This window comes from Achromobacter sp. 10T422 (assembly GCF_056394065.1).
The window spans coordinates 640018-654930 of record NZ_JBFTHD010000003.1 but is presented as its reverse complement, the minus strand read 5'-3'; the positions used below and the strand labels follow the sequence as shown (position 1 = coordinate 654930).

Here is a 14913-nt window from a genome sequence, read left to right as displayed (position 1 = left end):
ACCTCGATGCGCCCGAGGGAATCTGAAGGGAAGGCCGTAGGCCTGGACGAAGATGACGAGGGGGAAGTCCGGAGCGAAGGCTCCGGACCGCAATCGTGGGCGCGCGCAGTCAGGGCCACCGCGCCGACGGGCGACCTACGAAGCCCGACGCCCCCGCAACAACGAGCCCCCGACGAAAACCACAAACCTCCGCAACAACAAGCGACCGAAGAAATCCCCCGACCGCCAAGCCCCCTAAAGCACCCCCAAAATCGCATCCCGAGCCTGATGCGACAACTCCAACCGCGTAGGCAAACTCCCATCCGGATGACGCGCCTCCAGCACCGGCAGATACACCACCTCCACCGACAGCCCCGTCGTCCCCATCACCCGCCAAAGATTCGCCACCAGACTCTCTTCGCCGACAAACGCAGCAAACCCATCCCGCTTGCCGTCACGCATAAACCGCAACGCCACCGGTTGGATTTCAACCGCCGCCGACCGCGCCGGTTCGAACAAACTCGCATGGAAGGGCAGCAGATCAAAGCCTTCAGTGGTCGTGCCTTCCGGAAACAACCCCACCGCATCGCCCAGCTTGAAGCGAGCCTGCATTGACTCCCCCATCGCGTGCACCGCATGGCGTTGGCCGCGTTCAATGAACAGCGTGCCCGCGCCCGCCACCAGCCAGCCAATCACCGGCCACTTGCGGATTTCGCTTTTCGCCACGAAAGACGTCGCCCGGGCGGAATTCAGCACAAAGATGTCGATCCACGACACATGGTTCGCCACCATCAGCACCGGCCCGCTCAGACGCGGTTGGCCCTTGAAGGACACCCGCAGCCCACAGGCCGCCATCAACGCCCGCGACCATGTGCGGTTCAGCCACGCGCGCGAGGCCGGGCGGATAAAGGGATAAACCAGGCCCACACAAAACAGGCCAAAGAGGATCAGCGGCAGCACCAGAGCCAGCCGTAGGACAAAGCGCAGCAGCTTCAAACTGAAGTCTCCCAGGCCAGCTGGCCACCGACCACGGTGGCGCGTACCCGACCGGGCAGCATCATACCTGCGAACGGTGACGCGGCGCTGCGACTTTGCAGCGCCGCCGGCATCACCAGCCATTCGGCGTCCAGATCAGCCAAACACAAATCCGCAGGCGCCCCCACCCCCAACTGGCCAGCCTGCGCCACACCCGCCATGATCGTGTTCAGCACCGCACCCGGGCCGGACGTGACACGCGCCAGTGCATCGATCAGCGGCTGGCGACGATCCCGCACCCACTTCAGCGTCAGCGACAGCAACAACTCCAACGCTGTCGCACCGGGCGTAGACATCGGGAACGGCGCGGCCTTGCCTTGGGGAGTGACCGGCGTGTGATCCGAACACAGCGCGTCGACCAGCCCTTCGGCCAGCGCGGCATGAATCGCATCGCGATCCCGTTGCCCGCGTAGCGGCGGCTGCACATGAAAATTCGTATCGAAGAACCCGATATCAACGTCGGTCAAATGCAGGTTATGCGCCGACACGTCCGCCGTCACCGGCAAGCCTTCCCGCTTGGCCGCACGTAGCAGCTCCAACCCCGCCGCCGTCGACAGACGCGTCAAATGCACGCGGACGCCGGTTGCGCGCTGAAGTTCAAAAATGGTGTGCAGCGCCACCGTCTCGGCGTGGGGCGGCAAGCCTTCCAGGCCCAGACGTTCGGCATACGCCCCGCTGGCCGCCACCGCGCCGCGCGCCAGCCACGGGTCTTGCGGACGCAGCCACAAGGTGTGACCCAGGCCGCTGGCATAACGCATCGCGCCCCACAACACGCGCGTATCGGCAATGCCATGCTCGCCTTGCGCATAGGCGATGCAACCCGCGCGTGCGAGCAGACCCATCTCGGTCAGCGTCTCGCCCGCCAAGCCCACCGTCATCGCGCCCAGCGGATGAATGCGGGGTTGGCCGGCTTCGGTCTGACGCATCAAGGACTCGACCTTGCCCGGTTCGTCCAGCGCCCCGTCTGGGTCCGGCGGCATCACCAGGCGGGTCACGCCGCCGGCCAATGCCGCACGCAATTCAGCCGGCGCGAATGCCGTGCTGGCCGCGTTGGCCCCAGCGGCCGGCTGCGTCACGCGGGCAGACAGATCAATCAGCCCGGGCAGCACCGCCAGCCCGCTGGCGTCCAGCACGCGATCAGCGTGAAACCCATCAGGCGCGGCATCCACGGCCACCACGCGGCCATCGGCCACAAACAGATCATGCCGCCCGTCCACCCCATTTGCAGGGTCGATCAAACGGCCGTGGACGATGTGCAGCCTCATGGCGGGTCTCCGGCCAGCACGCTCAAGGCAGCCAGGCGCAGGTGTTGTTCAAAGTCGGCCAACTGCGCCTCGATGGGCGGCAGGCTGGCGGCCACATCGCCATCCACTTCCACGCCCGGCGTCAGCGGGCCACCGGGCAGCAGCAGCGCATCGGGCTTGGCGGCGGCAAGCGTCGCGAGCGTCACGCCATAGGCTTGGGCGTATTCCCGCGCGGAAGGCAGCAACGCGCCGCTGATGGCTTCCATGTTCAAGGGCAGAACGATGATCACGTCGGCATCCTGCAAACCTTCCTGCAACGTGGCGCATGCGCGCACGCCCAACTGCGGCAGGCTTTCCGGCAGCAGCGTGCGTGGGGCGGCCACGCGCACATCAGGCACGCCCAGCGTTGTCATGGCGTGAATCAGCGCGCGCGCCACGCGCGAATGGCGGATGTCGCCCACCAGCGTCACGGCCAGATGGGTCAGGTCTTGTTTGATGTCCAGCATCGCCTGCACGCGCGCCAGAGCCGGCACGGGGTCGGCATGCACGCCATCGCCGGCATTTAGAACGCGCAGCCCGGGCGCCGCATGCGCGGCGGCGCAATGGGCCGCGCCACTGGCCGCGTGGCGCAGCACCAGCACGCCTGGCTCCAAGCGCGACACGGTCTGGGCCAAGGCATCGCCCGCTTGCGGATCGGCCTCTTGCGCATCCAGCACAACCGGCAGCAGCGACAAGCGCGTGGCGGCTTGCGCGTAGGCGTCGCGGTCGGGGTCGTCGTCAGGCAGGGAAAGAAAGACGGGGCGCGGCGTGGCAAGCGGCGGTTCCCCTGCGGCCCAGGCTCGCGCGGTATCGAGCAGGCGCTCGACGTGGCGCCGCGGCAGCCCTTCCGTTGTCAGCAGATGAATGAGTTCGCCGCGGCGATCAAGTTGCGGATTGAGCATAAGCAGGACGAGCCGCGCGCGTCAGGCCGCAGGCAGAGAGTCTAGATACCGTTGCAGAATAACAGCCGCGGCCATCGCATCGTCGGCCGCGTGGGTGCCCAGCAGGCGTTGAGCTTCCATGCTGGAACCGCGTTCGTCGACCAGTTCAACAGCGATGCCGAAACGGCCATGCAGCTGATTTGCGAAGCGCCGGCAACGCGCGGTGGCGGGCTGTTCGCCGCCGTCAGCGTCCAGCGCCAGCCCCACAACAACGCGATGGGGCTGCCACTCTTGAAGCAAGGCGGCGATGCGGCCGAAGCGCGCATCGCGGAGTTCACTGAAGATGATTTCCAGCGGACGCGCCTGGCGCGTCAGCGTGTTGCCAATGGCGATGCCGATTTTCTTTTCGCCGAAGTCAAAGCCAAGCAGGGTTTCTTCAGGCATGGCCTGCATCGCCCGCCAGCATCACCGGATCAATACCCAGCAGCTTGAGCGCGGCGGGGTAACGGTCTTCGGCAGGCACGTCGAAAATGATGTGGTCGTCGGCGCCCACGCTGAGCCAGGCGTTCTGGCCCATTTCGCTTTCCAGCTGCCCTGCGCCCCAGCCGGCATAACCCAACGTGACCAGCATGCGGGCAGGCCCGTTGCCGTCGGCCACGGCTTGCAGCACGTCGCGCGAGGTGGTCAGCGCCATGGCGCCCATCTTGATGCTGGAGCTGTAATCGCCGGCAGGCGCGTGCAGCACGAAGCCGCGATCGGTTTGCACCGGGCCGCCGAAATAAACCAGCGTGTCTTTGACGGGGCCGATTTCAAGCGTCAATTCGATGCGCTCGAACAAGGTGCCCAGCGTCAGGTCGGTGGGCCGGTTGATGACCAGGCCCAGCGCACCGCGTTCGGTGTGTTCACACACGTAAATGACCGAGCCAGCCAGGCTGCCTTCGACCATGCCGGGCATGGCGATCAGGAACTGGTTGGCAAAGTTGGCCGCCTGCGTCGAGGCGGATTCGTGGTGTTTTTCCGTCATGGCAACCCCTTCATGGGTAGTCTGAAAGAACCGAGGACGAGGCGCACGCTAACGTGGCCCATCATGCCTGGCGGCAGACCGTCCTGCGGTTACGAGGGATGGGGTGTGGCCCCATCTTACGAGCCTTGGCGGAATAGGTCAGCGGGTCTGGCTTCAGATTTCCATCAATTCAAAGTCCTCTTTGCGGGCGCCGCATTCGGGACAGACCCAGTTCGGCGGCACGTCTTCCCAGCGGGTGCCGGGTGCAATGCCTTCGTCAGGGAGGCCGGCCTCTTCGTCATAGACCCAGCCACAAATCAGACACATCCAAGTACGCATAGTTCTCTCTTACATCAAATCCCGACCCGGTTCCCCGCGGCGGGGCAAAGGTGGGGGGCTTCCATTAGAATGGGGACAATCTTACCGAAACCCAATAGGGGTTCCCCTGATTCACCTCAAAATGAATCCAGGTCCCCCGCTCAAGCTCAAGCGCTGTCTACGTGGCCCCCGTTACTCCCCCTCTCGTTTTGGTCTTCGGCCCGCTCGATCCCTCGGGATCTGACGGCTTGCCCGCTGACGCTGTTACCTGCGCCCGTCTGGGTTGCCATGGCTTGGCGGCCGTAACCGCGCTGACCGTGCAGGACACTGCCGGCATCGAAGAAATCCATCCCGTTTCGCCCGACCTGCTGGACGACCAGGCACGCTGCCTGCTGGAAGATATGTCCGTGCAGGCAATCAAGGTGGGCGGACTATACACCGCGGAAACGGCAAGCGTTGCCGCGCAAGTCGCCGCCGACTACAGCCAGGTGCCGCTGGTGCTGCACCTGGGTCAGCGCGCCCCGCTGCCGGCGGATGCCGCCGACGAGGACGACGCCGACGATCTGCTGGCCGCCACCCTTGAACTCGTGCTGCCGCAAACTGATCTGCTGGTCATCGAGCACCTGCGTCTGGCGCAGTGGCATGCCGATGGCGACATCGATATCGGGGACGCACCTTCGCCCATGCACGCCCTGGTGGCGGCGGGCGCGGAATGGGTGCTGGTGCTGGGCAGCCCCCAGCGCCCCGGCCATTACGCCAACGTGCTGCTCGGCCCTGCCGGCCAGACGCACACCTGGCCGTGGCAGGCGCCGCCGGATCGCAACGGCGACGCCGGCGGCTTGGCCGCAACCGCCATCACCGCCATGCTGGCGCGCGGGCTGGAAATGCCCGAAGCCGTGCGCCAGGGCCTGGCGCATGCCGACGCGTCGGTGGCCGCCAGCTTCCTGCCGGGCATGGGCCGGCGCATTCCCAACCGGATTCAACCGCAATGAAACCGCTGCGTTTTCCCGCTGGCCTGTATGGCGTCACCCCGGAATGGGACGACACCGAACGCCTGATGCAGGCGGTGCGCAAAGCTGCCGAAGGCGGCATGCGCGCCCTGCAACTGCGCCGCAAGAACGTGCCCGACTCGGTGCGCGCCGAACAGGCGCGCGCGCTGGCGCCGCTGTGCCGCGAGCTGGGCGTGGTGTTTCTGATCAATGACGACTGGCGCCTGGCGCTGGACGTCGGCGCCGACGGCGCACACGTCGGCCGCGAAGACGCCAGCCTGGCGCACATCCGCGCCGAAGCCGGCCCCGACCTGATCCTGGGCGGCTCCAGCTACGACGACCTGACGCGCGCCCGCGAACTGCTGGACGCCGGCGCCGACTACATCGCCTTCGGCGCGATGTTCCCGTCGACCGTCAAACCAGACACCGTGCGCGCGCCGCTGTCGGTGCTGACCGAAGCCCGCCGTCTGGTCGAAGAACGCGACGCGCCCCGGCCCGCCGTGGTCGCCATCGGCGGCATCACCCCCGATAACGCGCTGCTCGTCGCCCAGGCGGGCGCCGATTCCATCGCCGTCATCACCGGACTTTTCGAAGCGCCCAGCATCCGAGCCGCCGCGGCGGCCTGCTCCGCGCCCTACTCAACCCATCGCAAGCCTTGAACGCCATGTCCCGTAACGAACAGCTTTTCGAACGCGCCTGCCGCAGCATCCCCGGCGGCGTGAACTCGCCCGTGCGTGCCTTCCGCTCTGTCGGCGGCACGCCGCGCTTCATCAAGCGTGCGCAGGGCCCGTACGTGTGGGACGCGGACGACAAGCAGTACATCGATTACGTGGGCTCGTGGGGCCCCGCCATCCTGGGCCACTCGCACCCCGAAGTGGTGCGCGCGGTGCAGGAAGCCGCCGTCAACGGCCTGTCGTTCGGCGCCCCCACCGAAGCCGAAATCGAACTGGCTGAAGTGCTGATTTCGCGTCTGCCGTCGCTGGAGCAAGTGCGCCTGGTCAGCTCGGGCACGGAAGCCACCATGACGGCCATCCGTCTGGCGCGCGGCGCCACGGGCCGCGCCAAGATCGTGAAGTTCGAAGGCTGCTACCACGGCCACTCGGACAGCCTGCTGGTCAAGGCGGGCTCCGGCCTGCTGACCTTCGGCAACCCCAGCTCGGCGGGCGTGCCGCCGGAATTCGTGTCGCACACGCTGACCCTCGAATACAACAACCTGGACGCCGTGCGTGAGGCCTTTGCGCAGCACGGCGCCGACATCGCTTGCATCATCGTTGAGCCGGTTGCCGGCAACATGAACCTGATCAAGCCCGCGCCCGGCTTCCTGGAAGGCTTGCGCGAAGTCTGCACGCAGCACGGCGCGCTGCTGATTTTTGACGAAGTGATGACCGGTTTCCGCGTCGGCCCGCAAGGCGTGCAGGGCCTGACGGGCGTGAAGCCCGACATCACCACGCTGGCCAAGGTGATTGGCGGCGGCATGCCGGTGGGCGCCTTTGGCGGCAGCGCCGAAGTCATGAAGCATATCGCCCCGCTGGGTGGCGTTTATCAAGCCGGCACGCTGTCGGGCAACCCCGTGGCCGTGGCCGCGGGCCTGGCCACGCTGCGCTTGATCGCCGCGCCCGGTTTCTACGAGAAGCTGTCGGCCCAGACCACCAAGCTGGCCCAGGGTTTGCAAGAACGCGCCCGCGCCGCCGGCCTGGCATTTTCCGCGGATTCCGTGGGCGGCATGTTCGGCATCTATTTCAGCAACTCGGTGCCGGCCACGTTCGCCGAAGTGTCCCAGTGCGACACGGCGGCGTTCAACCGCTTCTTCCACGCCATGCTGGACCACGGCGTGCACTTCGCGCCGTCCGCGTTCGAAGCGGGCTTCGTGTCGGCCACGCATGACGACGCCGTGATCAAGTCCACGCTGGATATCGCCGAAAAGGTTTTCGCGGCGATGTAAGCCTTGCGGGGCGCCCGCTATGCCGGGCGTCCCTGAATCAGCTCGCGGGACTTCGCACCTGACAGTCCCGCAGCGCCTTGCTCAAGGCGTCTTGTAGCGCTCGTACAAGGCCGTCACGTCCCTGACGTACGCCTGCGTTTCCGCATACGGCGGCACCGCGTCGTACTTGCGCACCGCCCCTTCCCCCGCGTTATACGCCGCCAGCGCCAGGTCCAAGCGGCCCGGATACTGGTCGATCAATCGGCGCAAATGGCGTGAGCCCGCTTGCACGTTCGTCGCCGGGTCCACCAGCGCGCGCTCGATGTCATCCACCGCCAGCACGGACGCGGCCGTCGACGGCATCAACTGCATCAGGCCGAGCGCGCCCTTGGGCGAACGCGCATCGCTGCGAAACCCCGATTCAATCGCGATGACAGCCGTCAGCAGCGCCCGGTCCACGCCCGAATCCTGCGCCGCGCGAGCGATCAGGCCGTCGTGCGCGGTGGGCGGCTTGGCGTCCCCCCAGCGCAGGGCGCGGGAAGTAGGCGTCGACGAAAGCGATGCGAGTTTCGCGCCGTCCCCGGGCTGCGGCGGGCATTCCAGACAGACCTTGATGCCGTTGCCCCGCCACACGGTGCGCGCCTGCGCCCGCTTGTAATACTTGGCGTAGCCGGTGGGCACTTTCATGGCGCGCCAGACGCCGTAGGGGTCTTTGTAGCGGTAGATATCGGCGGCTTGGGCAGGGCTTGCGGGCGCCAGCGCCAGCGCGCCCGCCGCAATGGCCGTCAGCGCCGCCACGCCCCCGGCTCGCGCCAGAAGGGCGCGAAAGGCCGGCAGAATGGATCGGTGAGGACATTGCATGTCGGGGCTCCGGCGGCGTCCAAAGACGCGTTGGCGAGTCCCTATGCTGCGGCGATCAGTCCGGTTTGTCGCTCGGTCCTACGTCCTAGTCCCCCGCCGCGAGTCAAATCCCAATGTGAAACAGGGCCGTAACTAGGACAGATGACCGACGCTGCGCTAGAATATGTCGCAATATTTCGTTTATTTACCAAATGAATGAACCTGGCCGCTTCGTGCCAGGCGGGAGAGGCTGAGATGGACGCAGAAAACACGCTCCAGCTGGTGCTGGATGCCACGACCAACGTCCTGACGGCGCTATACACGCCGCCTCCGCGCCCCGAAGCGCCGTTGTCAGACGATGACCCCACGGCCGACGCCGCCAGCACGGACGCCGCCCCCGCAGATGCAAGCGGCGAAGCCGCTTCCGAGCAAGACACCGACACCGCCGTCGCGGTGGACCCCGCCCCCCACATCAATCCAGACGCTCCCAACTGGGACACGCTGACCGCCGCCGCCGTCGCGCACGGCTGGACCGCCGACGCGCTGGACAACCACGCCGCGCTAGCCTTCATCGAACGCTGCCGCAGCGCCACCGAGCCGGTGCAGTTTCCCGTAGGCCAGGTCGTCGACGGCTCGTTCGAACTGGAGCTCGACCCGTCGCGCATGAGCGCGCTGCTGACGCTGCATCCGCCCAAGGGCGGTCAGCCTGTCACGTTGGACATGGTCCGCCACGCCATCGCCGACCGCGGCATTGTGCACGGCGTGCTGGAGCAAGCGTTGGCCGAAGCGGTCGAACAGGGCCGCCGCGAAACGGTGATGATTGCCCAAGGCACGCCGCCCACGCGCGGCACCCCCACCCGTTTTGAAAGCCTGCTTGATCGCCTGAAACCGCGCACCCAGGAAATCGACGAACTGGCCCATGTGGACTACCGCGACTTGGGCAGCCTGCTGCTGGTGTCGCCCGGCACCCCGCTGATGCGCCGCATTCCGCCGTTGCCCGGCGTGGACGGCACCAACGTGCTGGGCGAACCCGTGCTGCCCGACGAGATGCCCGACACGCCCTTCTCCAAGGAGCTGTCCGGCGTGGCGGTCGACCCGGAAGATCCGCTGCTGCTGCGTGCCACCATCGCCGGCACGCCCACGCTGATCAGCCAGGGCGTGCAGGTGAACCCGATGGTAGAAGTGGACGCCGTCAACCTGTCCACCGGCAACATCACGTTTGAAGGTTCGTTGCAGGTGCGCGGCGACATCGCCGCCACCATGGAAGTGCGCGTGACAGGTGACGTGGTGGTCAACGGCACCATCGAAGCGGCGCTGGTCGAGGCCGGTGGCAGCGTCACGGTCAAGGGCGGCATCATCGGCATGGCCGAAGCGCTGCAAGACGCCGCCGCCACTGCGCGCACCGCCCACATCGTCTGTGGCGGCACGCTGAAGGCGAAGTTCATTGAAAACGCCATCATCAGCGCGGGCAAAGACGTAGAGGTGGAACGCGAAATCCGCCAAAGCAGCATCGCCGCGGGCGGCAGCGTGCTGGTCGGCCCGCCGAACACGCAGCAAAGCGCCATCACCGGCGGCCAGACGCGCGCCTTGAACGCGGTGCGCGCGGGTACGCTGGGTTCGCCCTCGGGCATTCCCACGCTGATCCAGGCGGGTCTGGACCCTCACGCCGACATCAAGCGTTCGGCGTTGACGCGCAAGCGCCTGAAGATGAACGAAGAAAAGGCCAAGCTGGAACAGCTGCTGATCTTCCTGCAAGCCAACCCGCAGCGTGCGCCGGCTGATGTGGCCGAGCGCGCCCGCAATACGCACGTCAAACTCGCGGGCGACCTGCTGGCGCTGGAAGAAGAGGAAGGCCAGCTGATCCGCGACCTTCAGCCCCTGCATACCGCCGTGATCACCGCCACGCGGCGCTTTTGCAGCGGCACAAAGATCCAGCTGGGCAACAAGATGCAGGAATTCCTGGAAGATCAGGTCGGCGGCAAGGCCGGGCTGGAAGAAGGCGAGATCGTCATCCGCTGACCTCGCCCCCGGGGTGATCCGGCCGCCGTCAGATCACCCACCCGCGGCCATCACGCCACATCAAGGCGCCAACATCAAGGCGCCAGTTCCTTGAACCAGACCCGCGGCGAGATGCCGCGGTCTGGCCCCAGGATGGAAAACCCGCCATCCACCGGGATATCCACACCCGTCATCCACGACGCGGCATCCGAACACGCAAAGCACACGGCGGCGGCAATCTCGTCACCTGACCCCACGCGGCCCAGCGGATGAAAATGCGCGCCCACCGCATCGGCGGCTTGGCGCGAGCCCCCCGACAATTGCTCAACCGACGGCGACCACGTCCACGCCGGCGACACCGCCAGCACGCGCACCCCGGACGGCGCCAGCTCTACCGCGAAGTTCTTGGTAATTTGCAGCATGGCCGCCTTGGACGCCGGATACAGCGCGCGCCCCGCCGCCCCGAACTTGCCGCCCGTGCTGCCCATGTTCACCACCACCCCGCCGCGCGGAAGGTGCGCCGCCGCCATTTGCGTGAAGATGGCGGCCGACACCAGGTTGGTGTCCAGCGTGCTGTGCCATTCCTCGCGCGAGGACGCGAGACCCCGGTCCGCGTACTGGCAGGCGTTGTTCACCAGGATGTCGAGCCGGCCGAAGCGCGCCAGCGCGGCATCAATGCAGCGTTGGATCTGCGCGTCCTGGCCGATGTCGGTCTCGCAATACAGGGCACGTTCGCCCAGCTCCTGCGCCAGCGCCTCGCCAGCGGGCGCGTTGCGCCCCACCAGCACCACATTGGCGCCCGCCGCCACCAACCCGCGCGCGATGTCGGCGCCCAAGCCCTGCGTGCTGCCGGTGACGATGGCGGTCTTGCCGGCCAAGCCGGGAAAGCCTGAGAAATCCATGAACAATCCTTGATCAGTGCGGCGCGGCGGCCCAGCGCACAGCATCCGCCACCGAGCCCGTTTGCGCAATCAGCCGCATGCTGGCAAGCGACGCCTGATGCACCGCTTCATCGGCGGACGCGCACGCATCTTCCGCCACCATCACATCAAAGCCGATATCCGCCGCATGGCGCACCGTGCCTTCCACCACCGAATGCGTCGCCACGCCCGCCACCACCAGCCGGCGCGCGCCAATCACCCGCAGCGTTTCTTCCAGCGGCGTGCCGTAAAAGGCGCTGATGCGCGTGTGCTTCACGATGAACTCGCGCGAGCTGCCGGGCAGCGGCTGCAACCCGTCATAGAACGCGCTGCCCCACTGCCCTTCCGGCACTGCGCCAATGGTCGCCACGTTGCGGAAGATCTCGCAGTTGGCCAGCAGGTCGGCGTAGTCGGGCCGAAACGCGATGCGCACGTGCACGATGGGCAAGCCTTGCTTGCGCGCACCGTCCAGCAAGGCGGCGGCGCTATCCAGCAGGCGCTGGCGCGCGCCGTTGTCGGCATCCAGCCCGACGCGGATCTTGCCGTCGGGATGCAGCACGTCATTCTGATAGTGCAGCGCCAGCACCGCGGTGTCCGTCATCATCAAACGAACACCTCGAACACATCGTGCACGTCGTCGCAATTGACGATGTCCACGCGCTTCATGCGGATGCGCCAGCTGTCGCCCTCGGCGGCCAGCTTGTGCGTGTAGCGGCCGGCCAGCTGACGCGGCTGGCGCTTGCGCCATTCCGTCATCTGGAACACAGAATGCACCACCAGATTCCCGCCCGCATCCACGCCTTCCACCTGCACACCGCCCACCAGCCGCACGCTGCGCGTGGGCGGTTGCTGCGACCAGTTGCGCGGGTGCTCCAGGCGCCGGATGCGCACGTCACGCAGCATGCGGTCTTCCCAGAACAGCGAAATGTGGTCGTACGGACTTTGCTGTTCGTGCGTGCGCGGCATCCAGTACATGCCGTCCTGCGTCCACAGCGCCTGCCAATCGTCATAGCGCCGCTCGTCCAGCAGCCGCGCCTCGCGGTACAGAAACTGGGCGATGCGGTGGTAGGCATCCGCCGGCACATCCGCCGGCGACAGGTTCGTCGTGCCGACGTCGAATTCCAGATCTAGCAGCATGCGCCTTCTCCCGTGCCAGACGCGTTCCCGTTCGGCGCCGCGCCGGCTTCCATATAAGTCTTCCACGCGCGAAATTGGTTGCGCATGGGCAATTCGCTGGTGCCGTTCACAGACACCATGCCGTCGGCGTCGCTGCGGTCGCTGCCGTGGTAGCGGTGCATGCTGACCCACTCGCCGCCGCGCGTGGCGTTGCCTTCCTGGCAGCGGTTATAGAGTTCGATATCGTCCGGCATGACGTTGGACGACGGCGAGTTGATGACGTTGGCGTACAGCATGGCGCGCTTGAACACGCCGTCGGGTGCGCCCTTGCAGCGGAACGTCTGAATCTCGATCAGCGTGCGGTCCACGGCAATCGGGCGGATCACGCGGAACTGCTGGAACACCGTGTGCGGCGAGCCGCTGCCGTAGATCACCGTGTTGTGGCGGTTCATGCCCAGAATCTCGCGGGCGCGATCTTCGCCGTAGGCGGCCGTCAGCGTCTCGAAGTGCGCGCGCGACACCGGGTCGCGTTCGGCCGCCCCCGGGTTGAAGATGCCTTCCATGTAGCCGTGGCCGTTGTCATAGGCGCGCAGCTCCAGCTTTTCCCAGAACTCGTAGGGCTCGCCGTTGCCGTCCATGATGTGCAGCTCAAGCGGCATCTCGCCCATTTCCTTGGCCTCGTCGCGGGCCGCGGCGTAAGACGATTCATGCGTGACACGGGCGTGCATGGTGTCGTGCAGGTTCTCGTAGAACACCTTCCAGTTCGACCGCTGCATCACGCGGAAGATGCCGCCTGCCACTTCGACTTCGCCCACCGGGGAACGGTCGCACAGGTTGTCGATCGACGAACGCACACCGCCCAGAAAGTCGGTCAGCTCGGGGCCTTCCTTGGACTGGCTGGCGAACACAAAGCCGCGATAGCTTTCCACGCGCGCCAGGCGCCGCATGGAAAACGCCGGGTCAGTGGGGTCATACGACGTGCCTTCCAGCCCTTGCTTGAGCGGCACGCCCAAGTGGCTGCCATCCAGCTTGAACGTCCATGCGTGATAGGGGCAGCGGAAGAACTTGCCCACGCAACCCTCGCCATCGGCCACCACTTTTGCGCCCTTGTGCGGGCAGCGGTTGTACAGCACGTGCACGCGGCCATCAGAGGCGCGCACCATCAGCACGTCCTGGTCGCCCACGCGGGTGGTGTGATAGTCGCCCGTCTTGGGCACTTGGCTTTCATGGCCCACGTAGATCCAGGCGCGGCCGTAGATGCGCTGCATCTCAAGATCAAAAATGGCCGGGTCGGTGTACACGCCGCGGTGCACGCTATCGCCGCGCACCATCGCGGCCAATTGTTCTTCGGTGTAAGACATGTCGCTCTCCTACTTGTTGGCGCTGTCTTTCCAACGCGCCATCAGCGTGTTGGACGGCAAGGTCTCGTCCAGCAGCTTCGCCGCCGTTTCGCGGCCCGCCACCGGCAGCCCCTTGGGGTCCAGCAAACCCACCTGCACCAGCACGCTGGCCTGGTCCCAATAGATGTGCTCGTGATAGAGCTTGTCGCCGCGGAACTTCACGATGGCGATCAGCGGAATCTCAACCGGGCGGCCGGTCGGCGCGACGCCGGGCAACAGCCAATCGATCTCGTTCGTGTGCGTGAAGCAGAACAGCAGTTCATCCACGATCTGGGTTGCGCCCACCGTGCGCGACAGCGGAATCAGCCGCGTATCCGGCGGGTTGCTGTTAACGAAATGATGCTGATAGAAGCGCGACAACTCCTTGTGGCCCACGCCGCCCGTCATGGTCGGGATATGGTTCACATAAGGCTCGGCCACCATCGTGGCCATGGTGGCGGCGACGTCGCGCGTGCCGAATTCGTACTCGCAGTGCTTGTCCCACAAGGCCGAATAATCGAACTCCGGGCCGATCGCACGTTGCAAGGCCGCCATGCTGCGCTGGTGCGCCATCAGGGCGGACGGCTTGTCGTAGTGATCGCCGCCCGTGCGCGCAAACGCGTGGTCCATGCCCGGGTACACGTAAAGCTCCACGCCGGGCTTGCCACCCAGCGCGTCCAGGATGCGCTGGCGCGCGGCGGGCGGACAGAAGCCATCCTGCTCGGCAATGTGCAGCACCAGCCGGCCGCGCAGGGTCGCCGCTTCGTCCAGGCTGTCTTCAATGCCCACGCCGTAATAGCCCACGGCCACGTCCACATCGGTGCGGCACGCGGCCAGATACGCCAGCTTGCCGCCCAGGCAATAGCCCAGCACGCCCACACCGCCCTGCTGTTCAGGCAGCTCGCGCAACTGCGCGATGGTGGACGCGATGTCTTTCAAGCCCTGCTCCACGTCAAAGCCCTTGTACAGCTCGAACGCGCGCGGCATGTCGGCCGGGCCGTCGGTCAGCTGGATGCCGGGCTGCTGGCGCCAGAACAAATCCGGCACCAGCACCACATAGCCCTCTTCGGCCAGCAACTGCGCCGCGCGGCGCATGAAGTCGTTCACGCCAAAAATTTCCTGGCACAGCACCAGGCCCGGGCCATGGCCCGAGGCCGGCACGGCCAGGTAAGCGCCAAAGGACTTGCCATCGTGCGAGGGTATCGTCACCTCACGCGTCGTGATGTTCTGGGTCATGCGATTCTCCTTGTG

Annotated in this window: 16 protein-coding genes; 4 read left to right on the top strand and 12 right to left on the bottom strand. The window is 66.4% G+C overall.

Annotated elements, in window-relative coordinates:
* Positions 1 to 234: 234 nt before the first annotated feature.
* The 6 genes from AC1DB0_RS10565 to AC1DB0_RS10540 form a co-directional block, all read right to left on the bottom strand.
* The gene (locus AC1DB0_RS10565; RefSeq protein WP_054423272.1) at positions 235 to 975 is read right to left on the bottom strand and encodes a lysophospholipid acyltransferase family protein; all 741 of its coding nucleotides are present in this window, start codon (positions 973 to 975) and stop codon (positions 235 to 237) included.
* Positions 972 to 2279: a dihydroorotase gene (locus tag AC1DB0_RS10560; protein ID WP_476758531.1), complete on the bottom strand. Its 1308-nt coding sequence runs from the start codon at positions 2277 to 2279 to the stop codon at positions 972 to 974. Before AC1DB0_RS10560 ends, AC1DB0_RS10565 begins: the two co-directional genes overlap by 4 nt.
* On the bottom strand, positions 2276 to 3199 hold the full coding sequence (locus AC1DB0_RS10555; RefSeq protein ID WP_476758530.1) for an aspartate carbamoyltransferase: 924 nt from the start codon (positions 3197 to 3199) through the stop codon (positions 2276 to 2278). The genes AC1DB0_RS10560 and AC1DB0_RS10555 overlap by 4 nt, the downstream gene beginning before the upstream one ends.
* Before the next feature lie 21 nt (positions 3200 to 3220).
* Positions 3221 to 3622, bottom strand: a complete 402-nt coding sequence (gene ruvX, locus AC1DB0_RS10550) for a Holliday junction resolvase RuvX (protein WP_342067999.1) — start codon at positions 3620 to 3622, stop codon at positions 3221 to 3223.
* Positions 3615 to 4202 carry a YqgE/AlgH family protein gene (locus AC1DB0_RS10545; protein ID WP_175172065.1) on the bottom strand — a complete coding sequence of 196 codons (588 nt, stop codon included), beginning with the start codon at positions 4200 to 4202 and terminating at the stop codon, positions 3615 to 3617. Before AC1DB0_RS10545 ends, ruvX begins: the two co-directional genes overlap by 8 nt.
* Positions 4203 to 4355: 153 nt before the next feature.
* Positions 4356 to 4520, bottom strand: a complete 165-nt coding sequence (locus tag AC1DB0_RS10540) for a rubredoxin (RefSeq protein WP_003814980.1) — start codon at positions 4518 to 4520, stop codon at positions 4356 to 4358.
* 125 nt (positions 4521 to 4645) lie between these two features.
* On the opposite strand from AC1DB0_RS10540, the gene AC1DB0_RS10535 reads away from it, so the two are divergent.
* The 3 genes from AC1DB0_RS10535 to hemL are packed head-to-tail and all read left to right on the top strand — an operon-like array spanning position 4646 to position 7430.
* Positions 4646 to 5491 carry a hydroxymethylpyrimidine/phosphomethylpyrimidine kinase gene (locus AC1DB0_RS10535; RefSeq protein ID WP_420840203.1) on the top strand — a complete coding sequence of 282 codons (846 nt, stop codon included), beginning with the start codon at positions 4646 to 4648 and terminating at the stop codon, positions 5489 to 5491.
* Complete coding sequence (gene thiE / locus AC1DB0_RS10530) at positions 5488 to 6147, top strand: thiamine phosphate synthase (RefSeq protein ID WP_175172063.1); 660 nt, start codon at positions 5488 to 5490, stop codon at positions 6145 to 6147. The genes AC1DB0_RS10535 and thiE overlap by 4 nt, the downstream gene beginning before the upstream one ends.
* A gap of 5 nt (positions 6148 to 6152) precedes the next feature.
* The gene (hemL, locus tag AC1DB0_RS10525; protein ID WP_054423266.1) at positions 6153 to 7430 is read left to right on the top strand and encodes a glutamate-1-semialdehyde 2,1-aminomutase; all 1278 of its coding nucleotides are present in this window, start codon (positions 6153 to 6155) and stop codon (positions 7428 to 7430) included.
* Positions 7431 to 7511: 81 nt separating this feature from the next.
* Here the strand turns inward: hemL and AC1DB0_RS10520 are convergent, their stop codons facing one another.
* Entirely contained in the window at positions 7512 to 8270 is a 759-nt protein-coding gene (locus AC1DB0_RS10520) for a lytic transglycosylase domain-containing protein (RefSeq protein WP_054423265.1), read from the bottom strand.
* 234 nt (positions 8271 to 8504) lie between these two features.
* On the opposite strand from AC1DB0_RS10520, the gene AC1DB0_RS10515 reads away from it, so the two are divergent.
* Positions 8505 to 10268 (top strand): DUF342 domain-containing protein, encoded by a 1764-nt coding sequence (locus AC1DB0_RS10515; RefSeq protein WP_054423264.1) that lies wholly within the window; start codon positions 8505 to 8507, stop codon positions 10266 to 10268.
* 74 nt (positions 10269 to 10342) lie between these two features.
* Here AC1DB0_RS10515 and AC1DB0_RS10510 read toward each other — a convergent pair whose 3' ends face one another.
* Genes AC1DB0_RS10510 through AC1DB0_RS10490 form a run of 5 tightly spaced genes read right to left on the bottom strand, consistent with a single transcriptional unit; the run spans position 10343 to position 14898 of the window.
* Positions 10343 to 11149, bottom strand: coding sequence for an SDR family oxidoreductase (locus AC1DB0_RS10510; RefSeq protein ID WP_476758529.1), 807 nt, complete (start codon positions 11147 to 11149; stop codon positions 10343 to 10345).
* A gap of 13 nt (positions 11150 to 11162) precedes the next feature.
* Positions 11163 to 11771, bottom strand: coding sequence for a cysteine hydrolase family protein (locus AC1DB0_RS10505; protein WP_054423263.1), 609 nt, complete (start codon positions 11769 to 11771; stop codon positions 11163 to 11165).
* Positions 11771 to 12304, bottom strand: a complete 534-nt coding sequence (locus tag AC1DB0_RS10500) for an aromatic-ring-hydroxylating dioxygenase subunit beta (RefSeq protein WP_476758528.1) — start codon at positions 12302 to 12304, stop codon at positions 11771 to 11773. The genes AC1DB0_RS10505 and AC1DB0_RS10500 overlap by 1 nt, the downstream gene beginning before the upstream one ends.
* Entirely contained in the window at positions 12295 to 13644 is a 1350-nt protein-coding gene (locus tag AC1DB0_RS10495; RefSeq protein ID WP_342068004.1) for an aromatic ring-hydroxylating dioxygenase subunit alpha, read from the bottom strand. Before AC1DB0_RS10495 ends, AC1DB0_RS10500 begins: the two co-directional genes overlap by 10 nt.
* 9 nt (positions 13645 to 13653) lie before the next feature.
* Positions 13654 to 14898 carry a dienelactone hydrolase family protein gene (locus AC1DB0_RS10490; protein WP_476758653.1) on the bottom strand — a complete coding sequence of 415 codons (1245 nt, stop codon included), beginning with the start codon at positions 14896 to 14898 and terminating at the stop codon, positions 13654 to 13656.
* Between the last annotated feature and the right edge of the window lie 15 nt (positions 14899 to 14913).